21 protein-coding genes are annotated in these 25,337 nt (G+C 66.9%); 5 read left to right on the top strand and 16 right to left on the bottom strand.

What is annotated here, in order from left to right; all coding sequences use genetic code 11:
* Positions 1-17: 17 nt before the first annotated feature.
* Together FK256_RS06800 and FK256_RS06805 are read right to left on the bottom strand one after the other, a co-directional pair.
* Positions 18-263 (bottom strand): Trm112 family protein, encoded by a 246-nt coding sequence (locus FK256_RS06800; RefSeq protein ID WP_141424206.1) that lies wholly within the window; start codon positions 261-263, stop codon positions 18-20.
* Positions 260-694 (bottom strand): DUF3499 domain-containing protein, encoded by a 435-nt coding sequence (locus FK256_RS06805; protein ID WP_034473583.1) that lies wholly within the window; start codon positions 692-694, stop codon positions 260-262. The genes FK256_RS06800 and FK256_RS06805 overlap by 4 nt, the downstream gene beginning before the upstream one ends.
* A gap of 60 nt (positions 695-754) precedes the next feature.
* Between FK256_RS06805 and FK256_RS14585 the strand changes: the two genes are divergently transcribed.
* A complete protein-coding gene (locus FK256_RS14585; RefSeq protein WP_141424207.1) occupies positions 755-1,231 on the top strand; it encodes a metallopeptidase family protein in 477 nt (158 codons plus the stop codon).
* 110 nt (positions 1,232-1,341) lie between these two features.
* Here the strand turns inward: FK256_RS14585 and FK256_RS06815 are convergent, their stop codons facing one another.
* From FK256_RS06815 to FK256_RS06825, 3 genes are read right to left on the bottom strand one after another with little or no spacing between them, the layout of a single operon-like run.
* Positions 1,342-3,285 (bottom strand): DUF5719 family protein, encoded by a 1,944-nt coding sequence (locus FK256_RS06815; RefSeq protein ID WP_141424208.1) that lies wholly within the window; start codon positions 3,283-3,285, stop codon positions 1,342-1,344.
* On the bottom strand, positions 3,282-7,415 hold the full coding sequence (locus tag FK256_RS06820; protein ID WP_141424209.1) for a glycosyltransferase: 4,134 nt from the start codon (positions 7,413-7,415) through the stop codon (positions 3,282-3,284). Before FK256_RS06820 ends, FK256_RS06815 begins: the two co-directional genes overlap by 4 nt.
* Positions 7,412-7,732 (bottom strand): WhiB family transcriptional regulator, encoded by a 321-nt coding sequence (locus FK256_RS06825; protein ID WP_003787027.1) that lies wholly within the window; start codon positions 7,730-7,732, stop codon positions 7,412-7,414. The genes FK256_RS06820 and FK256_RS06825 overlap by 4 nt, the downstream gene beginning before the upstream one ends.
* Before the next feature lie 328 nt (positions 7,733-8,060).
* Between FK256_RS06825 and FK256_RS06830 the strand changes: the two genes are divergently transcribed.
* Entirely contained in the window at positions 8,061-8,816 is a 756-nt protein-coding gene (locus FK256_RS06830; protein ID WP_141424210.1) for a TIGR03089 family protein, read from the top strand.
* A 9-nt stretch (positions 8,817-8,825) separates the two neighbouring features.
* On the opposite strand, the gene manA is transcribed toward FK256_RS06830, so the two are convergent.
* The 3 genes from manA to FK256_RS06845 all read right to left on the bottom strand — a co-directional run bounded on the left by manA (position 8,826) and on the right by FK256_RS06845 (position 12,484).
* On the bottom strand, positions 8,826-10,016 hold the full coding sequence (manA, locus tag FK256_RS06835) for a mannose-6-phosphate isomerase, class I (protein ID WP_021606303.1): 1,191 nt from the start codon (positions 10,014-10,016) through the stop codon (positions 8,826-8,828).
* 220 nt (positions 10,017-10,236) lie between these two features.
* Positions 10,237-11,466, bottom strand: coding sequence for a glycosyltransferase 87 family protein (locus FK256_RS06840; protein WP_170197924.1), 1,230 nt, complete (start codon positions 11,464-11,466; stop codon positions 10,237-10,239).
* A 436-nt stretch (positions 11,467-11,902) separates the two neighbouring features.
* Positions 11,903-12,484, bottom strand: coding sequence for a dTDP-4-dehydrorhamnose 3,5-epimerase family protein (locus FK256_RS06845; protein WP_021607322.1), 582 nt, complete (start codon positions 12,482-12,484; stop codon positions 11,903-11,905).
* 202 nt (positions 12,485-12,686) lie between these two features.
* On the opposite strand from FK256_RS06845, the gene rfbA reads away from it, so the two are divergent.
* The 3 genes from rfbA (at position 12,687) to FK256_RS06860 (ending at position 16,595) form a co-directional block, all read left to right on the top strand.
* Positions 12,687-13,559 carry a glucose-1-phosphate thymidylyltransferase RfbA gene (gene rfbA / locus FK256_RS06850; protein WP_141424212.1) on the top strand — a complete coding sequence of 291 codons (873 nt, stop codon included), beginning with the start codon at positions 12,687-12,689 and terminating at the stop codon, positions 13,557-13,559.
* A gap of 197 nt (positions 13,560-13,756) precedes the next feature.
* Entirely contained in the window at positions 13,757-15,574 is a 1,818-nt protein-coding gene (locus FK256_RS06855; RefSeq protein ID WP_231681201.1) for a phosphotransferase, read from the top strand.
* 139 nt (positions 15,575-15,713) lie between these two features.
* Positions 15,714-16,595, top strand: a complete 882-nt coding sequence (locus FK256_RS06860; protein WP_141424213.1) for a glycosyltransferase family 2 protein — start codon at positions 15,714-15,716, stop codon at positions 16,593-16,595.
* A gap of 28 nt (positions 16,596-16,623) precedes the next feature.
* On the opposite strand, the gene FK256_RS06865 is transcribed toward FK256_RS06860, so the two are convergent.
* The 8 genes from FK256_RS06865 to FK256_RS06900 form a co-directional block, all read right to left on the bottom strand.
* The gene (locus FK256_RS06865) at positions 16,624-17,721 is read right to left on the bottom strand and encodes an acyltransferase family protein (RefSeq protein WP_141424214.1); all 1,098 of its coding nucleotides are present in this window, start codon (positions 17,719-17,721) and stop codon (positions 16,624-16,626) included.
* 41 nt (positions 17,722-17,762) lie between these two features.
* Positions 17,763-19,028: a lipopolysaccharide biosynthesis protein gene (locus FK256_RS06870; RefSeq protein ID WP_039894725.1), complete on the bottom strand. Its 1,266-nt coding sequence runs from the start codon at positions 19,026-19,028 to the stop codon at positions 17,763-17,765.
* Between the two features lie 12 nt (positions 19,029-19,040).
* Complete coding sequence (locus FK256_RS06875) at positions 19,041-19,958, bottom strand: LicD family protein (protein WP_244936248.1); 918 nt, start codon at positions 19,956-19,958, stop codon at positions 19,041-19,043.
* 87 nt (positions 19,959-20,045) lie between these two features.
* Positions 20,046-21,929, bottom strand: a complete 1,884-nt coding sequence (locus FK256_RS06880) for a DUF2142 domain-containing protein (RefSeq protein ID WP_141424215.1) — start codon at positions 21,927-21,929, stop codon at positions 20,046-20,048.
* Positions 21,930-21,933: 4 nt separating this feature from the next.
* A complete protein-coding gene (locus tag FK256_RS06885) occupies positions 21,934-22,815 on the bottom strand; it encodes a glycosyltransferase family 2 protein (RefSeq protein ID WP_141424216.1) in 882 nt (293 codons plus the stop codon).
* 126 nt (positions 22,816-22,941) lie between these two features.
* Positions 22,942-24,102: a UDP-galactopyranose mutase gene (glf, locus tag FK256_RS06890; protein WP_141424217.1), complete on the bottom strand. Its 1,161-nt coding sequence runs from the start codon at positions 24,100-24,102 to the stop codon at positions 22,942-22,944.
* Between the two features lie 10 nt (positions 24,103-24,112).
* On the bottom strand, positions 24,113-24,502 hold the full coding sequence (locus FK256_RS06895; RefSeq protein WP_141424218.1) for a DUF2304 domain-containing protein: 390 nt from the start codon (positions 24,500-24,502) through the stop codon (positions 24,113-24,115).
* A complete protein-coding gene (locus FK256_RS06900) occupies positions 24,499-25,254 on the bottom strand; it encodes a glycosyltransferase family 2 protein (RefSeq protein WP_021607333.1) in 756 nt (251 codons plus the stop codon). The genes FK256_RS06895 and FK256_RS06900 overlap by 4 nt, the downstream gene beginning before the upstream one ends.
* Positions 25,255-25,337: the final 83 nt, after the last annotated feature.

The raw sequence follows: 25,337 nt of genomic DNA on the forward strand, positions 1-25,337 counted from the left end.
GCCGGACGAGGCGCGTCTCAGCCCCGGGAGACCGAGGTGCGCTTCGCCTCGTGGACCAGGAGGATCGGGACCCCGTCACGCACCGGGTAGGCAAGATCCACGGCCTGGGAGAGGAGGACCGGGCGGCCGTCGTCGTCGACGCCGTCGATGAGCTCTTGCCCGCTCAGCGGGCAGCGCAGAGAGGTTCGCAGGAACGGGCTCAGTGCCGGGCAGGGTGTCGGCCGCTGCGGCTCGGGCCCGAAGTGGTCTGTGCGCAGGCTCATGCATCGTCCTTCTGACCGCGCAGGACTCGAAGGTGACCGCGCCGCAGAATCTCGTCCTCGGCGACCTCCTGCGGGGGCGGCAACGGAGCCGTCAGGGAGGCAGGCATGATTCCGCCGGGCCGGGGCCGGTGCTCGGCCGGCGAGGCGACGGGGCGCGGGGCCCGGGAAGCCTCACGAACGGCGTCGGCCAGGGCCAGGAGATCGTCCTCGCTGGGTGGTGCCGGCTCGAACTCGGTGGCCAGGCGGATGATCTGCCAGCCGCGGGGGGCGGTGAAGGAGGAGACGTGCTTCTCGCACAGGTCGTAGGCCTCGGGCTGGGCCTCGGTGGCTAGTGGCCCCAGCACGATGGTGGAGTCCGCATAGACGGAAGTCAGGGTGGCCACGGCAGGGCGCTCGCAGCCGGGCTTGCGGCAGTGTCGGACTCTTCTCACGCCCGCAGGTTACCGTGCCGCTGCCCGGCGGTCATCTACAAGGAGCCTAGGCTGGCAGACGTGACCGACCTGTTCCCCTTCACACCCGGGCGGATTCCGCCGCGATCCGCCGCCGCATCGGGACGGCGCCCGGCCGGGCGCCGTGATCGTCACGGCCGGGGGCTGCGCGGCCCGCTGCTACCGCCGCATCTGCCGGCCTGGCGCACCCGGGCCGAGCGCTTCGACGAGCTCGTCGTGGACTCGGCCCAAAACCTGGCCAGGCGTTGGCCGTCCGTGAACCGAATCCAGTTCGCGGTCGAGGAGGTGCCCCCCTCGGACCCGGCACCATGGGAGCGCTCGGTCGTGCTGGGGCGCGGTTTCACCGCCGAGCCGCGCGCAGGGCTGCCGGCGCGGGTCGTCATCTACCGGCGACCAGTGGCCTCCCGGGCCGCGGACGAGGCGGACCTGGTCGACCTGGTGCACCGTGTCGTCGTCGAGCAGGTGGCCCTCATGCTGGGCCGACGCCCTGAGGAGATCGACCCGGATTCCGGGATATGAACCGGCCTCGAGCCGGACTGCTTTTACGCTGCCGGGCAGAAAAACGTAGAACTACGTGAAGCATCAACATACCCGGCTCGGCGCGGGAAGTCCCGGCGAGGAAAGGAGAGTCATCCCAGCAGGATGCTGCGCTGGGCCCGGACGGAGGCGTCGGGCTGGGCAGGCACCGTGGAGATGAGCGTCCCGGTCAGATCTCCCCCGGCCTGTGCCGTCACGATCGTGGCGGCGGCCAGGCCGCTCGGCGTGCGCGAGGTTCCCGAGGCACTCTCCTGCCCGGCCGCGCTCAGGCGAACGGCCGCGACCTCTGTCGGCACCTCGACGACGACGGCACTGCCCTTGGCGACGGCGACGTCCTGGCTCCAGGAGCCGTCGACGGAGGACAGGGTGACGGAGGTGGCGGCACCGCTGTTGGCCACGGTGACCGCGGAGGTCAGGGAGGACGCGCGCGGCACCGCCAGGAGACCGGAGTCGGCGGCGCCAGGCAGGGCGGCCTGCGCCCAGGCCTGGTCGTGGATGAGGGCCTGGGAGCGCTCCGGATACTCGCCTGCGCTGCGCACCAGGCGAACGGCGGCTCCCACAGGGGTATTCGAGGTGACCTGGACTCCGTAGACGCCTGCGGGCACGCCGGCCAGCGAGATGTCGAAGACGGAACCGGCGTCGATGGCCACCGACTGCGCCCCCGCCAGGGGACGGGCCCCGTCCTTGCCGAGCATGGTCACCGACACGGTCGCCGGGGCCTGCCCGGGGTTGACGATGCGCACGGCCGGGGTGTCTGAGGAGTCGGCGCCGGTCGTGGCGTCGGGCACCTCCCCCTGGGAGGCGGGCTCGACGATCTCCACGCCGGGGACCACGAGGTCGGTGGCCGGGGCGGCTCCCGGGGTGATGACGTCGGTGCCGGCGGGGGTCTCTCCGTCGAGGGATTCGGTGACGAGGGTGGGCACCACGGAACCGCCGTCGGCCTCGATGGACACGGCGATGCGCGGATCCTGGCTGCCCTTCGTCTCCAGGGTCAGCGAGGAGGAGCCGCCCGCGGGGACGGTGATCTCACCGTTGCTGGGCAGGCTGAGTCGACCGATGGAGCCGTAGAGGCTGACTTTCGCGGTGGCCGGGGTGGCGCCGGGATTGGTCAGGCGCAACTCGGCCGATGAACCGGCCGCTATGGAGCCGCCCACGATCCAGGACATGGCCGATGGCTGGGTACAGGGAGCGGCGGTGAGCCCCCGCAGGTCGCCACTTTGGGTCAGAGTGGTCACGGATCCGACGGCGTTAGCCACCTGGCCGTCAGCGGGGACAAGGGTGAGGATCCCGCCATCGGCGGTGCTCAACGCGGTGGTGGCATCCGTGGGGATGGCCGAGCCCGCGTAGTCGGCGGACTGGATCGCCCCGGCCCCGTTGGCAGGAATGATCGTGGTGGTCGACTCCACGGCGCCGACGTCGGTGCCCCGCAACGTATTGGAGGGCGCATGGGGGCACACGTAGGTGGTTGCGGCTCCGGGCTCGGCCAGGCTGAGAGCCTCCAGCTGCGGAGTCGACGTGGTCGGGGCGGCGTGCCCCCACCAGGTGACTCCTCCGACGGCGCCAGCGAGCGCGACCGAGGTCAGGATGCCGATCCCGCGGGCGATCGACTGCCACGCGCTGCGGCGGTGCCGCCTGGAACCGGTTCGGCGCTTCCCAAGGGAGGCGCCGGGCCGAGCGCGCCCCGGGGAGTCCGTGGCGGAACCGCCGATGTCGTCGGCACCGGCCGTATCGGCTGACTCTGCTGACTCGGCCGACTCAGCCGGTTCGTCACCATCATCCGCCTCGGCAGATTCCTGCCTGTCGGCGTCGCCGTCCCGACCGCCGCCTTGCTCACCATCCGGCTCCTTGGCTTCATCTGAGGCCTCCCCGCCCCTCTCGGCCTCGGGGTCGGTGAGGGGCCCCTCATCGGCCTCGCCCACAGTGGTGTCCTCAGCATCGGGCCGGTCCGTGACAGGGCCCGTCTCCTCATGCTCCGAGGGCTGCGACTCGGCCCGGTCCTGCCGGGAGGCGGAGTCGTCGTCGCGGGGCTGAGTCATGAGGCCATTTCCTTTCCGCGTCGCAGGGGCAGCGCCGCAACCAGGCTCAAGGCCCACACGGTCCAGATCGTGTAGGTCAGTGCGGCGGTGGACCGGCGGGTGTGGGTCACCACCAGCTCTCCGGCGTCGGGACCGACGGCGAAGCCCTGCTTCCAGCCGCCGTCCTGATCGGGGACGGTGGTGGGCTCGAGGCGGCGACCGTTGAGGGTGGCGGTCCAACCGGCGTCAGCCCGTTCCACCATGACGAGGGTGCGGTTGCCCGAACCGGCGGGGATCCGCGCACGGGTCCCCGAGCCGGCGCCGGTGGAGGCTACCGGGGTGGCCGCTCCGCCTGCGTCGAGAAGGCTCAGGCGGGCCGAGTCCGGGTGTGCCGATGACGTGACGCGCCAGGAGTTGCCCGAGGCCGTCTGGGCGAGCTGCTCGAGGCCGGGTGTGGAGGTCAGGCCCACGCGGGCTTCGGCGGTGACGGCGTCGCCGTCTTTGTCGGTGAGCAAGACGACGGCGATGCCGTGGGCCGCCAGGGCATCGGCCACCTCCTTGTCCTGGCCGGCGGTGGCACGGGTGACGAGCTGGGCGAGTTCGGCGTCGGCCGGGTCCTCCAGGACGAGGGCAGGGTCCGGGGAGGGGATTGTGAAGACCGATATCTGGCCGGTTTCGGGCTTGAGCCGAGGGTCGTTCAGGGCGCTTGCGGCGCGGCTGCGCGCCTCGGCGTTGACCGCCCCGGGCAGGACGTCGCTGACCTGGGTGCCGGGCCCGCGCCAGATGGTGGCCTTGAGCCCCTCAGGGGTGGAGGTGAGCTTGAGGACCCGGCCGGCCGTGCCCGATCCCTGGAACTGCTCGGCGATGAGTGGGACCTGCTGAGTGGTGGAGCGCAGCGCCATGACCTGCGGGTTGTTGCCGCGGTGAGCCTGATGGGCCCAGATAGCGCCGACCATCACCGGGGCGAGCAGGAGAAGGCAGGCGGCAACCGCGAAGACCGTCTTGAGCCGGCGCGAACCGTCTGACCCCGAGCTCGAGCCGGCGCCCGCAGAGGGAGCGGACGACTCAGACGACTTGGACGACTCGGACGACTCGGCCTCGGTGTCCTTCCGGTTCCCTCGCGCCAGGGCCCTACGGCCGTCGGCGGCGCGTCGACCGATCATGCCCCAGATCGCCTCGCCGGCCGGCAGGGCCGCAGCAAGGAAGCCGCTCAGTGCCAGGGAGGTTCCGGCTCCGGCCCACCCGTTCACGGGGGCCAGGCCGTCTCCGGCAACATCACTGCCCAGCCCGGTGGGCGTGCGCAGCGAAAGTCCTGCCAGGACCAGACCGCCCAGGGCCATGAGAATGGCGATGCGGGCTACCCGGAGGCGCCGGGAGACGAACAGGCCGACGATTCCGAGGACCGGGACGAGCAGGAGCAGCACCCGGACCAGAACGCTCAGTGCCCCGGAGGGAACGACAGCGCCCATGGCCACTGGCGAACCGGCCAGCAGGTCGAGGCTGCTCGGAGTCGGCACGGAGACCGGCAGGCCGATGTCGGTCAGCAGCAGCCGGACGCCCTCGGCCCAGCCGTCCCTCTGCCCCATCCGCCACGCGCTCCACCAGGCCGGGGCTGCAGTGACCACCATGGGGGCCAGGGTGAGGACGAGCTTGAAGCCACGACGCGTCGTCACGGACAGCAAGAGGACGATGACGATCAACACGGCCGCGGTGGCAGGGACGGCCGCGACGACGACGCTCAGCAGCAGGCCGGCGACGGCGGCGGCCGTGGCTGACCCGTAGCCGTACTTTTCGGCCCGGGGCAGGTCGACCTCGGCCTCGGGGGCGGCCGGGTCGGGGACGTTGAGCGACTCGATGACCTCTCGGGCCGTCGCCAGGGCCGACGCCGCCGGCCCGACCTTCTCGTCCTCCCGACCACGGTCATGACCGGGGTCGTCCTCGATGCCATCGGAGACCTTGACGCCCTTGACGCTCGAGTCGGTATCCGCTCCGACCGAGGCGTCATCCCGGGCGCGCGACTCCTCGCCGGAGCTCTGTCCCGTCTCCTCGAGCTCGTCGGCGCCCTCCTGCTCGGCGTCGAGACTCGCCGCGGCCTGCGCCTCCTGGTCGAGGTGGGCCAGGTCGGAGATCTTCTCAGTGGAGAAGCGGTCGAGCTCGGCCCGCTCCTCGTCGGTGAGCAGGTGCGCCCCCACGAGCCCGGACAGGACGAGGTCGCGGCGGTCGGCGCCCACGGCGCGCGTCAGCGCCAGCAGCGCCCAAGGAAGGACCAGATGGACCAGGAGGGAGCCAAGACGCCCCTGCCCCAGGGCGAGCAGCAGACCGGGGGTCAGCGCCCACACGAGCGCGGCCCAGGCCCGCAGGACCACCTTCCGGGTCATGGTGCCGGCAGCGAACCAGGCTCCCAGGGCGGCGAGCGGTACGGCCAGAAGCACCAGGCCGCTGACGAAGGAGCCGGTGTCCAAACCGATGAGCCGGCCCAGTGCCGCCGGCCCGGCCAGAATGGCCAGCAGCGGGGTGACGCTGCCCGGGTAACCGTCTCCGGTGGCGATCCAAGTGGTCCAGGCGGCGTCCCACATCTGCCGCCAGCCGCCGAACAGCGGGAGCGCGCCGCCGATGATGGAACGGGTGGGCAGCAGCCGGGCCAGGCCATAGGCGCTCAGCGCCGCCGCCACTACCATGACGGCGCTCAGGGTCCGACGTCGGCTGCGGGCCAGGGCGGCGAGCTCACGCAGCTCGAGCTCACTGGGGGCGGCCGCGCGGGCCCGGCGCTCGCGCTCTTGGCGGGTGCGGTCGCGGCGCACGCCCCGGATCTCGGCCGGAGTGGCGTAGAGGCGCCCCAGCGCGGAGACGGGCACCTTGGTGTGCCTGGCGAGTCGGCGCCTGGCCGCCTTGATCCGTCGACCGCGGCCGGCCACCGCCAGGGCCGCACCGAGTTCGTCGCGGGCAAGCGCTGGCGCCTTGGAGGCAAGCCGCCATACGGCCCGCATCGCCCCGAGGACGACGAACCAGGTCAGCAGCAGGCCGATGGGGCGGGAGGAGAAGGCCGCCCAGTTGGTGAGCTGTGCGCTGCGGCGGGCGCGGAAGGATCGCTCCGGGTCGGGCTCGGGGAGCCGGACCTCGATGGCCTCGGCGTCGGTGCGGACCTGGGGACGCAAGGAGTGGGAGACGTGGGCGGGACGGCGCAGTCCCTGGTAGGAGGCCCTCCGGTGACGGATAACGGCGGTGGGCTCGACGATGACCCGGTATCCGGCCAGGCGCGCCGCGCGGGAAAGCTCCAGGCCGTCGCCGAAGGGCCCGAGCCACGGGGCGATGCCGCCGATCTCCTCCCACACGGCGCGGTCGACGAGGGCGCCGGCTGTTCCTACGGCCAGGACGTCGCTGCGGTCGTCGTGCTGGCCCTGGTCGACCTCACCGGGGACGATGTCGTTGGCGCGCCGGGCCGAGGCCGTGGCCCGCAGTCCGACCTCCAGAAGCAGCTCCGGATTGTCCCACCCCACCTGCTTGGGGCCAACGATCCCCACGGAGCGGGCGTTAGTCGCAGCGGTGAGAAGCTGCTCGAGACAGCCCTCCTGGGGCGCGGAGTCGTCATGGAGCAGCCAGAGCCACACCTGATGCTCTGGTGCATCCTGGGGGGCATCGGCCGGAGCCACGAGCCGCTGCTCGTAGGAGGTGATCGGCGAGAGCGCGCCTGTGGGACCGGTGATGGGACCGGAGCCGGTCAGCAGCAGGTCGCGCACAGAGGTTCGCGAACCGCCCGAGGTAGCAGAGGCACCGTCGGTTTCCGAGCCTTCCGCGCCGTCGACGGCTCCCGTGCCGCGGCGCCAGCGGTTGCCGGCGGCGACCAGTTCGGCGTAGGCGGCCAGTCCCCGGGAGACCGCGTCCCCGAAGCTCTTGGCTTCCTTGACCCGTACGACGCGTACCGCCGTGACGGTGCCGAGTCCCGAGCTCTCGACGAGCTCCTCGATAGGGGTCCCATCCCCCAGCCCGTTTGCTCGCGAGGCGACGTCGACGACGAGGACGACGTCGGGCGCGCAGGTCTGGGAGGCGATTGCGGTCAGTGTCTGCGCCAGGAACGGGCTCGCCCCGGCCGACACGACGACGGCCAGGGCTCCTACCCGACTGGCTCCCTGTGCGGAGCCGGTGCGGGTCATACTGCGCGACGCTTGAGCTTGCGCCGTTCGCGCTCCGACATACCGCCCCAGATACCGAAGCGCTCGTCGTTGGCGAGGGCGTACTCGAGGCACTCCTCACGAACCTCGCAAGTCGCACAGACTCGCTTGGCCTCGCGTGTGGAACCGCCCTTCTCGGGGAAGAACGCCTCAGGGTCCGTCTGGGCGCACAGTGCGCGCTCCTGCCACGCCAGAGGACCTTCATCGACGTCGTCACCGCCACCGAAGAGGAGCGACAGGACCTCTGCGTCAGGCTCCTCCGGGTGCTTCAGTGGGCCGTCGCCGAGGATGTTCCACATGCCGGCCTCCCTTCAATCCGAGCTTCTTGCCAGTAAGAATTACATGCGTGTGAGACAAGGCCAGTCAAGCCAGGGAGGGAAACTTCACCCTCTCGTTACCGTCGACACCATTCCTTGATATCTCAAGGAATAACCCCATCTGGCTAACACCATATGTTGACTTCCTACAAATCTCCTGAGAGGTGCCCGCGGCCTGCCTGACAGGAGAAAATACACGATTTTCCTGGAGGTTCAGCGGACGGCATCCCTCGTGCACACACTCGTCCAACCGGCTGGACATTACCGTAAAGGAACCTGAATGTCAGTAGATCTGCTTCAATCTGGAGGCATGCAAGACCCTCTGCTGACACTGCTCCCCGGCCCCCATGACGCCGACAAACCGTGGCTGAATTGTTATGGAAACGACGAGCGCGTCGAGTTGACCGGACGAGTGCTGTCCATGTGGCTGGCCAAGATCGCGGGATTGATCACAGCGGAATCCGCACCGGGCGACGGGGTTCACCTGGGGCTCCCACCGCACTGGCGGACAGCGGCCTGGGCCTGCGGAGCGTGGCTGGCGGGACGGGCCGTGCTCCTGGGGAGCGGCGAGGAGATCGATGCCGCCGGTCTCGTCCCCGAGCTGAGCGTGGCATTCGCACCGGAGGACCTGTGCACTGGGGCGGAGGTGCAGGTTTTGGTCCCCGTCGCCTCCCTGGCGCTGCGCTGGTCGGGCGAGCTGCCCGCCCTCGTACTCGACGGCGCCGCCGACCTCATGTCCTACCCCGATCACTTCGCGCCGGTCGATGTCAGCACCGATCATCCCTGTCTCACCGACCTCGCTGCGGCCGGCTGCCGAGACGGGGCGCAACCCGTCACCCTGACGCGCGCCGACTTGGTCGCCCGGGTCGAAGCCGCCGGCAGTACCGGCCCGGGCAGTTCACGCGCCGCCCTGGTCCGCTCCCCCGGAACCGCCCAGGCGCTCCAGGAGGTCCTGGCCGCCTGGTACACCGGGCGCACAGCGGTTGTCCTCACCCCCGAGGCGGGCGACGACGTCGTTGCGGCTGCAATCCGTCAGGAGGGCATCGCCGGGGCGCAGGTCGACTGAGCCATGCCGTCAGGGGACATCGGCCTGAACGAGCGTCCCCTCTCCCTCGACGGACAGGCGGTGTTCGTCGGCGCCGACGAACACGGCCTCACCCTGGGCAAGTGTCTGCGTGTCGGCCTGAGTCACCAGCGTCATGGCCCCTTCGACGGCCAGCAGGATGCGCGGTCCCCGCCCGGGAACTGGCAGACGGCCGTCGGCGGCCACCACGGTGGTAACCATGAGCTCGAAATCGTCCACCGGCGCGTAGTAAGCGCGGGTGGCGCGCGAGAGGTATTCGGGGGCCGGACGCACCGGGGGCGCCGCCACGTAATCGACGCAGGCCAGCATCTCGGGGACGTCGATGTGCTTGGCCGTCAGTCCGGCGCGCAGCACGTTGTCCGAGGAGGCCATGACCTCGACCCCGAGACCGGAGATATAGGCGTGGACGCTGCCCGCGGGCACGAACAGCGCCTCCCCGGGCTGGAGGGTGACGGGGTTGAGCAGGAGTGCGGCGGCGATGCCGGGGTCGCCGGGGAAGGTGACCGCCATCTTCAGGACATTGGAGTCCACGCGCAGGGAGGGGGAGGTCCCGGCCTCGAAGCGGGCCGCGATCTCGGCGACCAGATCACTGATCTCCTCGGGAGTCGGGCGGGTGGAGGCAGAGACGACATCGGAGAAAACCTGCCGGATACCGTACCGGGTGGGATTCAGGCGCAGGGTGCGGCGCATCCGCCGGGCCAGGACGCTGTCCAGGCCGGCGAGGACCTCGACGGCCCGACGCGGAGCGCGGAATCCGGCGACCGCCTGGAAACGGGTAAGGGCCAGGACCATCTCCGGCTTGTGGTTGGTGTCCTTGTAGTTGCGGGAGGGGTGGTCCAGGGCGATGCCCGCCTCTTCCTCCAGGGCGTAGCCCTCGGCCGCCTGGGCCTGGCTGGGGTGAACCTGGAGGGACAGCGGCTGCTCGGGGGCGATGAGCTTGAGGAGGAACGGTAACCGGCGCCCGAAGCGCCAGATGATGTCCTCGCCCAGGAGGCGCTCTGGCTCGGCCTCGATGAGGGTGGACAGGACATCTCCGCCGGCGACCCGGGCCGGTCCGGCCGGGTGGGATCCGTACCAGGCCTCGGCCCAGGGGGCGCCGTCATCGGCCACACCCAGGAGCGCGGGAATGGCAGCGGTCGACCCCCAGGCGTACTGCTGGCGGGCGGGCTCAAGTCGTTTCATAGCGCCTCACCGTACCGGCACTGGAACTCGCCTGCGTACGCAGCGGCATACCCGGGGACTTCTCCTTGACTGAGGACCAACGCAGCCCACCTCTGCGCAGTGACGCCAAGCGCGTCTAACAGCAGCAGCTGCGGACCGGCGGACGGGCGACTGTTCCGGCCGGGGCGAACAGCTCGAAACCAGCTGCGATGATCCACCATTGTCGGTGGCAGATCGCTCCTCACCCGGTTGCGAGTGGCCCCCTGTTGCTCTGACTGCCGCGCAGGCGGGCTGTCACGACCAAGAGGCCGACGGCCCAGTAGACGTAGGCTCCGGAGGCCAGGACCGCGAGCAGATTCCACCGGGGCGAATCATAGCGCACAAGGTCGTCGGAGAAGTGCGTGGGGGCAATGAGCATAACGACGACACTGCCCACTGCCGCCAGACACTCGAGGTCCCAGCCCGACCTGCGCATACCAGATGCGAGCCCGGTGGCCGCCCGCCACACGAGGGTCATGATGAGCGGGAGGGCGAAGACCCAGTGGTGCACCCATGCCACAGGCGAAACGATGGGGGCGATGAGGCCGACGAGTCCGAAGGCGAGCAGATCGTCGCCGCCACGCGTCAGGCGCGCGGCCTGCCCGGCAATGACGATGACAACGCCGACGGCCAGCACCAGCCAGGCGACTGAGGACAGGGGCGCCGGCAGTACCCGGGATAGCAGTCCGCGCAATGACTGGTTCTCGGTGTCCCACCAGCTGGAGGCCACCCGGGTGGAGTCCCACACGGCCGAGCCCCAGAATGTCAGGGACTCTCTGGGAGCGGTGAGGAATCCGATGCCGGTGCAGGCAGCGGCGCTCGCCAGGGAGGCGAGCAGGGCCCGCCGGTCCCTCCGGAGCAGCGGCAGCAGCAGGAAGACGGCGGGGGTGAGCTTGATGGCAATGGCAATGCCGGTGAGTATCCCGCGCGGCCAGAGGGTCCGGCGGGGAAGCCAGTCTGCGGCCAGCAGGACGATGAGGAAGAGCCCGACCTGTCCCCAGGTCAGGTGCGAGACCACGGGCATAAGCAGACTCATGGCGTTGGCTCCAGCCAGAGCGGCCCAGGCCCCGCCACCGCAGCGTGAGACGACGATCCACGACAGGCCGAGGAGCGCCGTCAGGGAGGCCACGGTATGGCCGGCGGCGGCCAGGGCCGGAGTGCCGATGGCGGAGCCGGAGAGTAGGAGCGCCCCGAAGGGCGGGTAGGTGAAGTACATGAGAAAACCGGGAACCCCAGGGTCGAGAGCCTCGGCGTAGAGAGGCCGACCGGTAAGGAGATGCTGGGCGCCGGTTCGATAGACAAGGAAGTCGATGTGCAGCTCCGGTTGGAGGGCGGCGTCGAAGAGCGCACCCACCACCGTCACCACCGACCATAGGACGATGAGCGCACGGGCAGCCCGGGCCGTGCTCCAGCGCAATCGTGCAGTGTCCATGTGAAGGGAGTTCCTTCCAACCGCAGAGAAGGCGTCGGCCAAACGACCGGAGCCCGAACGGGCACCGGGGAGGGCGCACAGAGGGCCACCGCACACACCGGACCAGAACTTGAGCGGACCCCGGAGAAGGACTCGACGAATCCAGGTTCCAGGCAGGATGGCAGTGATTATTCCATCGATCATGGCCACTTATTGACCGCAACGCCGCATCGTTATTCATTCGCAGTCCTTTACTCGTCGGATAATCGTCGAAGTTACGGCTTCGGCACGTTCTCCTGGAGAGCAACGCGGCTGACCGCCCCAGACCACAGGATGTCCAATGAGGCGGAGTCGGGTCGGCCCCGCCGCTGGGGACGACGGCAGACGACGGCGCCGCGAGCCTCGTGGGGCTCGCGGCGCCGTCGGGATCAGTACTCGGGCTTATCTCGGACCTGTCCTAGCTGCCCGCCGTAGGAGACGGGAAGGGGGTGACGTCGGCCAGGCGCGGGTGGGCCCGGTCCTTGTCGGACAGGATCGCCTCGGTCAACGGGATCGGCCAGGGGACGTTCGCCGTCTCATCGGCCAAGTTGAGGAAGGTGTACCGGGCCTCAGCGGACCAGTGGTCGTTGACCAGGTAGGTGTAGGCGGTGCCCGGCTCCAGTGTCTGGTAGGCGTTGCCCACGCCCCGGGGCACGAACACGGCCACCGACGGGTCGATCTCGCAGGTGTACACGGCCCCAAAGGACGGCCCCTCGCGCAGGTCCACCCAGGCGCCGAAGACGCGGCCGGTGGCCACCGAGACAAACTTGTCCCAGGGCTCGGCGTGGATACCACGGGTCACTCCCACCTCGTTGTTGAAGGAGATGTTGTTCTGGACCGGCCCGAAGTCGGGCAGCCCCAGGGCCAGCATCTTCTCGCGCTGCCAGTTCTCCTTGAACCAGCCGCGGTTGTCCCCGTGAACGGTCAGGTCGATGCGCAAGAACCCCGGAATCGGCGTGGCCTCGACGGCGAGCGGCTTACCCAGCTCGATCTGCCCCATGGATAGCTCCTTCTGCGTACGTAATCGTCGATCTCGGCGTCGCCTCACCGGCGACGCTCCGCCGGGAAGTCTATCGGCGCCGCCCTGCAGGCACCTCGGAGACGGAACCTCACGAGCCGAAAGTGCCGCGCACCACGCACGAGCACCCCCGAATCACCCGCTCCAGACGCCATTCGGGGCTCGCATAGGTCATGCTTGGAGCATGCGAGGAATCATTCTGGCCGGAGGCTCCGGCACGCGACTCAATCCGATCACCCTGGGAACCTCCAAGCAGCTGGTGCCCGTCTACGACAAGCCGATGATCTACTACCCGCTGAGCACCCTCATGCTCGCCGGGATCCGGGACGTTCTCATCATCACCACCCCCCACGACGCCCCCGCCTTCCACCGCCTCCTGGGCGACGGCAGCCGGCTCGGCGTCAACCTGTCCTACACCGTCCAGCAGGAGCCCAACGGCCTTGCCCAGGCCTTCGTCCTGGGCGCCGACTTCATCGGCGACGACAGCGCCGCCCTGGTCCTGGGCGACAACATCTTCTACGGTCCCGGCATGGGCACCCAGCTGCGCCGTCACACCAGCCCCGACGGCGGCGTCGTCTACGCCTACCAGGTCGCCGACCCCACGGCCTACGGCGTCGTCGAGTTCGACGAGGACTTCAAGGCCATCTCCATCGAGGAGAAGCCCACCCGTCCCCGCTCCACCTACGCCGTGCCCGGCCTGTACTTCTATGACAACGACGTCGTCGAGATCGCGAAGAACCTCAAGCCCTCCGCCCGCGGCGAGTACGAGATCACCGACGTCAACCGCACCTACTTGGAGGCCGGCAGGCTCACCGTCGAGGTCCTCCCCCGCGGCACCGCCTGGCTCGACACCGGAACCTTCGACTCGCTGGCCGACGCCACCGGCTTCATCCGCACCGTCCAGCACCGACAGGGCCTCAACATCGGCGCCCCCGAGGAGGTCGCCTGGCGCATGGGCTTCATCGACGACGAAGGCCTGCGCCAGCGCGCCGAGCCCCTGGTGAAGTCCGGCTACGGGGCCTACCTCCTGGGCCTGCTGGAGCACAAACAGGCCTGAGACGGCGCATCTGATCGCCCGCAACTCTTACGCCCGTGGGTGGGACGGCACGAACCGGCGCCGTCCCACCCACGGAGCATCTCTCATCACCTCTGCACGTCCCTCCGAGCCCACCTCAGCAGTTCAGTTTTCCCTCTCAGCATGCTATCTTCGAACAACATAGATTTTGCTGCTTTACTGAACGGATGGTGGAGGCGATGGCAGGCACCCTGTCGCAGTCGCAGTTCGATGTGCTCTACGCCCTTCTGCGGGCCGATGACGCCCTCACCCAGCGCCGGATCCAGGAATCCACAAGCATGTCCCTGGGGCGGGTCAACGCCGTCGTCCGCGAGTGCGAGGCGGCCGGTTACATCCTGGAGCGCCACCTGACCGAGGCGGGCCGAGCCGCCCTGGAGCCCTACCGGGTGAACAACGCCGTCATCATGGCTGCGGGGCTGTCCCAGCGCTTCGCCCCGATTTCCTACGAGCGCCCCAAGGGCATGCTGCGCGTGCGCGACGAGGTCCTGGTCGAGCGGCAGATCCGCCAACTGCACGAGGCCGGCATCAAGGACGTGACGATCGTCGTGGGCTACAAGAAGGAGTACTTCTTCTACCTGGCCGAGCAGTTCGGCGTGAAGATCGTCGTCAACGACGACTACGTCTCGCGCAACAACAACGGCTCCCTGTGGCTGGTGCGCGACATCCTGGCCAACACCTTCATCTGTTCCTCGGACGACTACTTCACGGACAACCCTTTCGAGTCCCACGTCTACAAGGCCTACTACTCAGCCCAGTACATCGAGGGACCCACCGAGGAGTGGTGCATCACCACAGGCCCGGGCGAGCGGATCACAGACATCGAGGTCGGAGGCGCTGACGCCTGGATTATGCTCGGCCACGTCTACTTCGACCGGGTCTTCTCCGCCACCTTCCGGCGCATCCTGGAAACGGTTTACCACCTACCCGAAACGGCGCCCAAGCTGTGGGAGGCGATCTACATCGAGCACGTCAAGGAGCTCGATATGGTCATGCGCCGCTACCCCGAGGGCATGATCAACGAGTTCGACTCGGTCGACGAGATCCGCTCCTTCGATCCCAAGTTCATCGAGAACGTGGACTCCGAGGTCTTCGACCACATCTCCGAGGCCCTGGGCTGCCGCAAGACGGACATCTCGGGCTTCTACCCCCTCAAGCAGGGGCTGACCAACCTGTCATGCCATTTCGCCGTGGACGGCGAGGAGTACGTCTACCGCCATCCCGGCATCGGCACCGAGGAGATCGTCGACCGCCATGCCGAGGCGGCCGGCCTGCGCCTGGCCTGCGAGCTCGGCCTGGACACGACCTTCGTGGCCGACGACGACGTCAAGGGGTGGAAAATCTCCCGGTTCGTGCCCGAGGCTCGCAACCTTGAGACCACCAATGTCGACGAGCTCAGGCAGGCCATGCGCATGGCCCGCAGGCTGCACACCTCCGGCAAGACGCTCGAGCGGGACTTCGACTACATCCGGGAGGCCCTGCGCTACGAGCAGCTGGTCGAGCGTCACCATCCCATCGACGTCCCCGACTACGTGGAGCTGCGCGCCAAGGTGATGCGACTCAAGGTCGCCGCCGACGCCGATGGTTTCGAGCGGACGCCCAGTCACAACGATTTCTACCCACCGAACTTTCTGGTGGCCGCCGACGGCCACATCGATCTCATCGACTGGGAGTACGCCGGCATGTCCGACATCGCCAGCGATTTCGGGACCCTGGTGGTGTGTACGCAGATGAGCGTTGAGCGCGCCGACGAGGCGATCGGCTACTACTTCGATCGCACCCCCACCACTCTGGAGCGCCGCCACTTCTGGTCCTATGTGGTCTTCGCGGGCTGGTGCTGGTACGTGTGGGCACTGGCCAAGGAGGCCGAGGGCGACGACGCCGGTCAGGATATCTTCACCTATTACCGCCACGTCACCGACTACGTCGACGCCCTGCTGTCCTGGTACGAAGGCGGGGAGGAGGCGGTCCCGGAGGTCTTCGCCGGCGGCGCAGACTGACCAGCCCGAACCCTGAGGAAAGACCGGAGCCAGTCGGATGATTCACACCGTGCGTCCCGGCGGCCCGTGTCCAGCCTGGCTAGACTGCTGACTCATCGCGAAGACGTGCGGTCGGCGACCATCAGTGACCAGGAGACTCATGCTCGACATCATGCTCCCGTTCTGGGGCGAGCCCCGGTACCTGTACGAGACGGTCGAGGCCGTTCTACGCCAGACCGATGAGCGCTGGCGGTTGACCGTCGTCGATGACTGCTACCCGGATCCCGAGGTGCCCGAGTACTTCGAGCGCCTGGGCCACCCGCAGGTCACTTACATCCGCAACGAGGAGAACCTCGGTATCACCGCGAACTACGAGCGCTGCATCGAGATGGCCTCGGCGGACCTGGTGATGCTGCTGGGCTGTGACGACATCATGCAGCCCGACTACGTGGCACGGGTGCTGACTCTTCATGAGAAGTTCCCGCAGGCGGACATCCTTCAGCCCGGGGTCCAGATCATCGATTCCCAAGGGCGCGCCGTGAGCACCCTGACCGACTCGATCAAACGCGTCGTCATGCCGCGCACGCGCCAGCCCCTCCTGCTCAGTGGCGAGGAACTGGCCGCCTCCCTGCTCAAGGCGGACTGGCTCTACTGGCCCTCGCTGACCTTCCGCCGTGAGGCGCTCGTCTCGACGCCCTTCCGCCCCGGCTTCCCCATCATCCAGGACCTGGCCCTGGTCATCGACATCATTGCGGCCGGCGGCTGCCTCCTACTCGATCCGCACATGTGCTTCTCCTACCGGCGCCATGAGGAGTCCGCCTCCTCGACGTCACTGTTCGATGGACGCCGGTTCGCTGGCGAGCGCACCTACTTCGCCCTGGCCGCCCGCATCATGCGGCGCAACGGCTGGCACCGGGCCGCACGCGCGGCGAAGCGGCACACAATCTCACGGGCTCACGCCCTGTCGCTGTTGCCGACGGCGCTGCGCCGTCAGGACTCGACGGCGGTACGCACCCTGACCACTCACATCCTGGCGCGCTGACCCCTCCATCGCCGAGCAGAGCATGAGCTTAGCGGGCCTGCTGGCGCAGGTCGCCCCAGGGACGGCGCCCCCGGGACCAGCGCATGGCAGCGCGCTCGATACCGAGCCAGCTGGCCACCGACAGAATGATGGTGACGAGACCGGCCACCAGCAGCAGGAGGGGCAGGCCGTGGCGGTGCATCCCCAGCAGAATGAGCAGCTGGAGAACCGGGAAGTGGTAGATGTAGACGCCGTAGGAGATGTCGTGGACCTTGATGATCTCCGGCGAGGGCAGGACCGCACCGAGCCACAGGACGACGTAGGCGATGAGCGGCGAGGCCAGCTGAGCGCCGAAGCTCGGTAGCACCAGGATGAGTGCCACGGCCCCGGACGTCGAGGCGAGCGCGATCCACGGCCTCATGGGGATGCGCTCGCGCAACTGGTACATGAGTGCTCCGCCCAGGAAGTAGGGCAGCATGAAGATCAGTAGGGCGAACTCACTGTTGTCGTCCACGTAGGGACCGATCCGGTTGATGCCGGCGTGCATGGCGACACTGACCAGGAACAGCAGCGCCGTGGGCCACACGTGGGAACGGATGAACTTCCAGGACAGGAAGACGCCGATGATGATGTAGCACCAGAACTCGTAGTAGAGGCTCCACAGGGATCCGTTCCAAGCCCCGGGATAGGGCACGGAGGCCAGCGTCGTGCCGATGTTGTAGGTGGAGATGTGCAGCAGGATGTTGGAGTAGACGTAGCCTCCGGGCGTGGGACTCGCACCGAAGAAGCCATCAATCGTTCCCTTCTCGATGACATGGGCGGCCGGCGCCATGACGAAGGCGACGAAGACGAGGGAGAACAAGAAGCCGGGGAAGATACGAGTGACCCGGTTGATGAGGTAGGGACCAGCGTCGGCGCGCATGCGCGAGCCCGTAATGAGGAAGCCGGAGATGGCGAAGAAGCCGACGACGCCCCAGCTGCCGAGATGCTGTCCGGCCACCTCGTACCCGTCTCCGGTTCCGGCGAGGATGTCCGCATGGGAGTAGAAGACCAGGAAGGCCAGCACCAGCCGGAGAAGGTTGAGGGCGTTGTCGCGGGACCCGAGGTCACGAGGAGCAAACAAACCGGCTGAACGGGGCAATGGCATGCGCGCCAGCCTATCGGAGCCGTTCCACCGTCACCTCTCGGTCACGAGTGTCCTTCGCCGCTATGAGTTGCGACGGCGCGATGCTGGAACAGGGCGAAGAGGAGAACCAGGACGCCCATTCCGCAGGTATAGGCGATGGAGACGCCCAGGAGACCTTGTGAGGGGACGAGGAGGACGAACATCAGCGTCATCGCCACGGCCGCGAGGGCGTATCCCACGAAGGCGAGCTTCTGAAGCCGCATCGTGGTCAGGGCGTAGTAGAGGACGACGCTGGCGGCATTCATGGCTCCGCCGAGGACCAGAACCATGAGCTCGGCGCGGAACATGGAGATGTCTGTGCCGTAGACGAGCCCCAGTATGGGAGCGCCTGCCAGGAAGGTGACCGTTCCAACGACGACGAATGCCCCGACGGTCACCAGCAGCCCGCGCCGGATGAGCCGGTTGAAACCGGGCAGGTCGGCGCCCACCCACAGACTCGCCATGGAGGTGAGCAGAGGGCGGAAGACCATGATGGAGAGCAGGTTGATCGCCATAGCAGGCATGAACAGGATCGTGAAATATCCCTGTTGGGTGGAGTCGAGATAGTGCTTGATGGAGAATCTCGGCGCACTCGCCAGGTACATGGAGATGAAGGATGCCAGGCACAGGGGCAGGCAGATGATCAGCAGCTCCTTGATCAGCCGAGATTCCCACACGGGCCGCTGTGGGAAGAGACCGCGTGCCCGAGGCACGTAGAGGAGCACCGTGGCGACCAGGGAGACGGCCAGCGTGACGACAGTCGAGCTCAGAAGCTCACCGGTGGCAATGAGCATGCCGGAGAACGCCGCTGCCGTCGTCAACGAGCGCCAGAACCAGGACTGTCCCCCGATGTCGAGACGACCCGCCCGCTGGAACTCGCAGACGTAGACATCCTCGAAAGCGTCGAAGAGGCGAAGGGAGGCGATAAGGATGATGAGCAGCATGTCCCCGGGCCCGTCGCCGAAGAGCAGCGCGTAGCCGACGATGCCCAGGATCATGAGCCCCACTGTGACGATCCTGGTGGCCAGGTAAGTGCCGAAGCTGAAACGATGCTCTAAGTCGGTGACCTGGTACGGCCTGACCTCGTACATGCCCAGGGGCTGGAACTGCTGCCCGGCCTGGTAGGCCAGTCCGAAGACTCCGCCCGCGGCGAGCCCGGCGGAGCGGGTGACGACCACCGTCAGAATGACCGTCGCCAACGACATCATGACGGAGGCGGCGGTGTTCCAGAAGTAGTCGCGGCTGACCTGCGACCTCTTACTATTCTGAGTGTCCTCCATGCGAGGCATGCGCTGCGGCCTTCAGTCGGCCGCAGTGCCGGTAGTCCCGGAGGCCGGCTCGGTGCTCGTCTCAGCAGTGTCGGCGTAGGGCCCGAAGTCGATCTCGCAGGGCTTATGGTTGCGGCGCTGTTCCAGAGGCGGCAGCTCCATGTAGTCGCCGTAGGAGCGGCGCATCATGGCGTCGTAGTTGCGGGCGACCTGGACGGTGATGTTCTCGAAGGGGAGCTCGAGGGGAGGGTAGAGGTCGTCCATGGTAACGGCCCAGTTCTCCGGGTCCCGCATGGAGAAGTCGGCCATCCGCTTGGTGGTGGCGTGCTCGTAGGTGCGCGCGGCCTTCTCCCAGCGCCCCTGGAGTGAGCGCGGGGTGGCGCGCATGAGGCGCAGGCCGACGTGGATCGCCGAGGTGATCGTGTAGATCGCCATGCGCTTGGCCCCGGTGATACCGATGAGGTAAGGGGTCGGCGTGCCCTGAAGGTAGAGGAGACGGCCCCACAGCCAGGTCTTACGGCTCATCCTGCGGAAGGCGCGAACGTCGTCAGGCACGTTGTCCACGGGCAGGATGTCCAGGGAGATCGGCATCCGGTAGGCGGAACCCTTGCCGAACTCAGGGATCAGGAGGGTGCCTTTCAGACCGAGTTTGGTGAACATGAAGGGGTACTCGGGGCGGGTCCTGGTGTTGTCGATCTGGTAGTCGTCCGGCAGGACCGAGGGCGCCTCGGCGAGGAAGCGCTCGTAGTTGGCGCGAGTCATGAGCACGTCGACGTCGTCGTCCCAGGGGATGAAGCCCTGGTGGCGAATCGCCCCGATCATGGTGCCGCCGTAGACGGAGTAGGGGATGCCGAGGCGGCGGCAGGTGTCGTCGAAGTCCTTGAGCATCTTCAGAAGCAGAGCCTGGATGCGCCTCAGCAGCTCCGGGTCGTCCAACAGCGCTTCAGACACGGTCTGACACTCCTATCGTTTCTCAGCCATGGTTGCGTCGGCCTCCCGACGAACCCGCATGCGATTGTGCCACACGGGTGAGCCGGCTCAAGCTGTCCGCAGCTCGGTCTCCGATTCGGGCAGGGACGCATTGAGCGAACCTTTGCACTCTCCCTTGTTGTCGATCTCGACACCGATGTTCGGGGTGTCCCCATCGACTGTGAGACCGTCCTGACCCAGGTCTTCGGCTGGGACCATGCGCACAAGAAGGACCACCATGCCGATGACGAAGAGAACCATGGCCACGCCAGCTCCCCACAGCGGTACCGGCGGGAGCCAGGAGTCCTTGGTGATGTAGCGCCAGGAGCCGTAGATGCCGTTGATGTAACGATGCATCGTGATGATGAGGCCAGCGACGTGGGTAACGACGAACAGCAGCACCCAGGACAGGAGCAGGCGACGGCCCATCGGGATTCGGCGGTGAGACAAGCGGGCCTGCAGTACGAAGGCTACGAGTACGGGCAGACCGATGAGGACGGGGAAGATGTACCGCCCCTGCCACATCCAGCCGATGACTCGGGCCTCCCGCCCGTGCAGCACCGCTGGGACCAGCACGCAAAAGATAAGACCAGTCCCCAGAGCCACGGTCCGTTCACGCCAGGAACCCACAGTCCACACCAGCAGCATCGAGGCGACGAAGGCCACGGAGAACATGATGACCCACCACATGGGCATGACCGTGTCCATCCATCCGAAAGTTCCGACGATCTGCTGGATGTAAGTGTCCGTTGAGTAGAGCGTCCCCTTGAAGACGCGACGGAAGAGGAGCTCCGGAGCGGCGTCAGGGCCGCCTCCCCCCTCCAGCCCGTTGGTGACCAGAACCCAGGCCGAGGCTGCTACCGTCCCCAGGAAGGCGACCAGGATGGGCAGCCATGAACGGCGGTCCTTGATAACCCGCCAGGTGAAGCGCCACGGTTGGAGCGCAATGCAGCTGATGACGATGAGCGCGAGGAAGAAGGGGGACAGTCCGCGGGAGTTGGCGAACATGACGGTGATGAAGGCCAGGAGCCACATCCGCCGTCCGAGCAGCTCGGGAGCCGGCTTCCGAATGACGAGGAGCAGTTGGCACCATAGGGCGAAGGCCGCACTGATTTCCAGGGCCTGCGGATTGATGACGCTGCACAGGAACACGGCCGACGGCGTGACAACGGCTGTCGCAGCCACCATCGATAGAGCCGGCATATCCGCCTGCCGGAGCGCACGGAACCCCACGGCGAAAAACAGCGCCGAGATCGTCACACTGATGAGACGCATGAGATAGATGTTGACGAGATTATCCGGAAGCAAGGACGGCCATCCGATAATGCCGTAGTAAAGCGGGTTGTACAACGCCGCTGGAGACACCACCTGACGGACTCCTTCAGGAGTCTCCTGGGTGAAGACTTTGGACACATCGCAGATCGACTCCGGCACGTCCGGATGGAAGGCATTGCACATGAAATCCTGCGCGTCGCGATACATCTCAGGAATAGCGACTTCCCGCGTCCCGAGGATCTCAGGGTTGACGACCTGGCCGCGAACGGTGGCGACTGCTTTCCACATGTGCGCCGGCTCATCGGCCGCAGCCATCGCCGGCACATAGAACGCCCACGCCGACATCAAGACGAACAGGGCTCCGAAAGCCAGCCAGAACACTTGACCAGGGGTGAGCCGCTCAGCCGTGACCAGCCAACGCGTCAGGCGGCCATGCGCCACCTTCCCCTCGGTAGCGCAGCGAAGGTCGGCCATCTCAGCCACAGACCCGGAGAAAACGCATTCCTGCTCGGCCGAGGAATCTGCCTCCGGCTCGGTTTCAGAGCTGCCCCCGCCATCGGCGTCGGACTGGGCGGCCTCCTCATCAAACGTTTCAGACTCGACGGTATTGCCTGTGGCATAACTTGTGTCGATCGCGGCACTAGTCTCAGGGGCCGCCGCGGCGTCAAGGTGCTTCACAGCGCTACCTTACGATGTGGTAAGCCAGATTCCGCATTCCTGTTCGGTTGTTCACACGCACCGCTCGCGGCAGTAGGGAACCCGCGTGCAGTCGCGAGGAGAGGTGGAGCCGGGAGACCCGAGCGGCCTTGCGCCAGCCGCGCGCCCGCATCTCGGAGGCCATCTGGAGGAAGAAGCGACGCTCCTCGTTGAAGCGTGTCCCCTCCAACGCACGCCAGGAGGAGTCGGAGCCCGAGTGGCGTCGATACATGAAGGCGACCGTGGGATCATAGAGCAGTCCCCGCCCGCTCATGGCCACGTCACACACGAGGGCGAGGTCCTGGACGACGTCGTAGCCCTCGCGGAATCCGATGCCCAGGATGGTTTCCGCGCGCCAGGCCAGCGATGGGAAGTACAGCCAGTCACCCCTGAGGACCGAGACCGCGAACCGCTCACCGGTCAGCAACTGAGCCGCCTTGCCGCGCGGCATGTAGAAGCGCTTGACCTTCTCCACCAGGGTATTGGACTGCGCGCCGACCTCGTCGATCACCACGACACCCGGCTGGAACACGCCTGCCCGTGGATAACGCTCGGCAGTATCGATGAGCCAGTCGACATAGTTCGGGAGCATAATGTCATCAGCTCCCATGACCTGAACTAACGAGTTCTCCACATAGGTTAAGCATTTGCGATAGTTGGCATTGGCGCCTAGATTCTTATCGTTACGCTCGTAGGTAATGCGCGAGTCTCCAAGAGCATCGAACCACCCAGGAATCGAGTCATCTGGATAACCGTCATCAACAACGATCAGCCGCCAGTGGGAGTTTTCCTGCCGAAGTACACTACGGACCGCCTCCTTCATCATGACAACATCACCGTAGAAGGGAAGCAAAATATCAACAGTCACAGGGGCCCTTCCTTGGGCATAGCGATTGGGGATGGGATGACGTTAGCACACCGCTGCAGGCCACAACAAAACGCTCCCGCCCCGCCTTAGCAGTCGGGAAATAGACCACGAGATCAACACTATATTTTAGTCACGAGACTGAAGAAATGGCACAAGACGATTATCCACCATGGACAGAGCGGATCCGATCGCCATGTGCATATCCAGGTACTGGTAGGTTCCCAAGCGCCCGCCGAAGAATACGCCTTCCTCCTGGGCGACGAGATCGCGGTAGACCAGGAGCATCTCACGGTCCTGTGGGGCATTGACCGGGTAGTAGGGGTCATCGCCCTCACCGGCGAAGCGCGAGTACTCCTTCATGATGACGGTTCGATCCCTGGGGTAGTCGCGCTCGGGGTGGAAGTGCCGGGGCTCGATGATGCGCGTGTAGGCGACATCGGCATCCGGGTAGTTCATGACACTCGTCCCCTGGAAGTCGCCGGTCTGCGGGTACTCGACCTCCAGGTCAATCGTGCGCCAGGACAGCGCCCCCTGCGAATAGTCAAAGTAGCGATCGACTGGTCCGGTGTAGACGACGGGTACCCGTCCTCTGAGGGCGTCTCGATGGTAGGGCTGGGAGGTGTCGAAGAAGTCGGTGCTGAGGTGTACGTCGATCATGGGGCTGTCCGCCATCTTCTCCAACCATGCGGTGTACCCGCCGACCGGCAGGCCCTCATAGGTATCGTTGAAGTACCTGTTGTCATAGGTGTAGCGCACCGGGAGGCGGGAGATGATCGAGGCGGGCAGGTCCTTAGGATCCGTTTGCCACTGCTTGCCGGTGTATTCCTTGATGAAGGCCTCATAGAGCGGCCGGCCGATGAGCGAAATGCCCTTGTCGTTGAGGTTCTCCGGATCTTTACCGGCCAGTTCTCCGGCCTGTTGAGCGATGAGAGCACGGGCCTCATCCGGGGAATAGGCAGCAGAGAAGAACTGGTTGATCGTTGACAGGTTGATCGGCATCGGGTAAACGACACCATCATGGTTCGTGTAGACATGGTGAACATAGGGGGTGAAGGTGGTAAAGCGGTTGACATAGCTCCACACCCGTTCATTCGAAGTGTGGAAGAGATGAGCTCCGTACTTATGGACCTCGATACCCGTGCGGGGATCCGTCTCGGAGTAGGCGTTTCCCCCGATATGGGGACGGCGTTCCAGAATCAGGACGGACAGGCCCAGCTCGTTAGCGCAGCGCTCCGCAACAGTCAGGCCGAACAGGCCTGAACCGACGACAACAATGTCGTAACTCATATGTGGTTCTCTATCGGGATGGATCGGTTGGAGAATCCTCGCGGCGGGTCCTGGGTTCGGACTTCAGCGAGTCAATCTCTGCTCGTAGGAAGGCGATCTCCTCGGCGAGACGGCGGCGCTCCTCATCAGACTGCGACAGGTCGACGCTGAACCGGAGCGATAGCAGGAGCATGATAACCCCGGCCAGGAAGAAGGCAAGATTCAGCGGGACCTTGACGCCCACGAGGTGGGCCGTACCCTCCAGGACACTGGGGAAGACCGAGATGACCGCCACCGCGATCGCGATGACCAGCCACCAGGTGGCGTAGCGCTCCTTCATCCCCTGGTTTCGCATCCTGAAGAAGATGCCGAGCAGGACGATGAAGGCGAAGATGACTCCCAGCCAGTAGGTACTCGTCATCCCTGAACCTCCCTGGGCTCTGTCGTCTTGAACTGCGAGCTCGGTCGGCTCAGCGACACCCCCAGGGCAAGGAAGGCCCTGATGAGGAACCGCGCGGCCTTGAGCGGGCCGTGGGACGGAGTCCCTCCGGCGCGCGGGCGCATGACGACGGCGGCCTGCCGGATGCGTAGCCCGGAGCGCTTGGCGATGACCAGGGCCTCGATGGTGTCGCCGAGGTACTCGGCAGGGTAGTCGTGGGCGAAGAGACGGATGGTGCGTCTGTTGGCGAGTTTGAAGCCGGAGGTGGTGTCTGTCAGCCGGGTTCCGCAGACTCGCGAGAGGATGACCGACAGGAGCTTCATTGCCCACTGGCGGGGGCCTCGCACCTTGTAATCGCCCTTGCCCGCGAAGCGGGCGCCGATGACCAGGTCGGCGTCTTCAGCCTCAGCTGCGGCGAAGAGGGTCTCGATTTCGGCGGGATCGTGCTGTCCGTCGGCGTCGAGCTGAATGGCGCGGCGGTAGCCGTGACGCTCGGCATAGAGGTAGCCAGCGCGCATCGCTCCCCCAACCCCGAGGTTCAGGGGCAGGTCGAGAACAGCCGCGCCGGCATCACGCGCGATCTGGGCGGTGGCGTCGGTGGAGCCGTCGGAGACGACGAGAACGTCGACCCTGTCCCCGGCAACGCGTCGAACCTCCTCGATGACGGAGCCGATGATGGCAGCCTCGTTCCATGCAGGCATGATCGCCAGGGAATCGTGCTGAACAGTGGCCATGAAACTTCTGACACTCCTCACGCCTACGGACTGAGGCAACTATACGCGGCCGATCCGCGACCCATTCACATCCGGGCCTGGCC

It is taken from the genome of Actinomyces johnsonii (assembly GCF_006546835.1).
GTDB lineage: Bacteria > Actinomycetota > Actinomycetes > Actinomycetales > Actinomycetaceae > Actinomyces > Actinomyces johnsonii.

Coding starts and splice junctions, on each gene's coding strand:
- FK256_RS06820 (WP_141424209.1), bottom strand. CDS start 7,415: ATGACCCGCACCGGCTCCGCACAGGGAGCCAGTCGGGTAGGAGCCCTG.
- FK256_RS06870 (WP_039894725.1), bottom strand. CDS start 19,028: ATGCCTCGCATGGAGGACACTCAGAATAGTAAGAGGTCGCAGGTCAGC.
- FK256_RS06825 (WP_003787027.1), bottom strand. CDS start 7,732: ATGTGGAACATCCTCGGCGACGGCCCACTGAAGCACCCGGAGGAGCCT.
- rfbA (WP_141424212.1), top strand. CDS start 12,687: ATGCGAGGAATCATTCTGGCCGGAGGCTCCGGCACGCGACTCAATCCG.
- manA (WP_021606303.1), bottom strand. CDS start 10,016: ATGAAACGACTTGAGCCCGCCCGCCAGCAGTACGCCTGGGGGTCGACC.
- FK256_RS06855 (WP_231681201.1), top strand. CDS start 13,757: ATGGCAGGCACCCTGTCGCAGTCGCAGTTCGATGTGCTCTACGCCCTT.
- FK256_RS06845 (WP_021607322.1), bottom strand. CDS start 12,484: ATGGGGCAGATCGAGCTGGGTAAGCCGCTCGCCGTCGAGGCCACGCCG.
- FK256_RS06815 (WP_141424208.1), bottom strand. CDS start 3,285: ATGACTCAGCCCCGCGACGACGACTCCGCCTCCCGGCAGGACCGGGCC.
- FK256_RS06865 (WP_141424214.1), bottom strand. CDS start 17,721: ATGCCATTGCCCCGTTCAGCCGGTTTGTTTGCTCCTCGTGACCTCGGG.
- FK256_RS06900 (WP_021607333.1), bottom strand. CDS start 25,254: ATGGCCACTGTTCAGCACGATTCCCTGGCGATCATGCCTGCATGGAAC.
- FK256_RS06840 (WP_170197924.1), bottom strand. CDS start 11,466: ATGGACACTGCACGATTGCGCTGGAGCACGGCCCGGGCTGCCCGTGCG.
- FK256_RS06860 (WP_141424213.1), top strand. CDS start 15,714: ATGCTCGACATCATGCTCCCGTTCTGGGGCGAGCCCCGGTACCTGTAC.
- glf (WP_141424217.1), bottom strand. CDS start 24,102: ATGAGTTACGACATTGTTGTCGTCGGTTCAGGCCTGTTCGGCCTGACT.
- FK256_RS06800 (WP_141424206.1), bottom strand. CDS start 263: ATGAGCCTGCGCACAGACCACTTCGGGCCCGAGCCGCAGCGGCCGACA.
- FK256_RS06895 (WP_141424218.1), bottom strand. CDS start 24,502: ATGACGAGTACCTACTGGCTGGGAGTCATCTTCGCCTTCATCGTCCTG.
- FK256_RS06830 (WP_141424210.1), top strand. CDS start 8,061: ATGCAAGACCCTCTGCTGACACTGCTCCCCGGCCCCCATGACGCCGAC.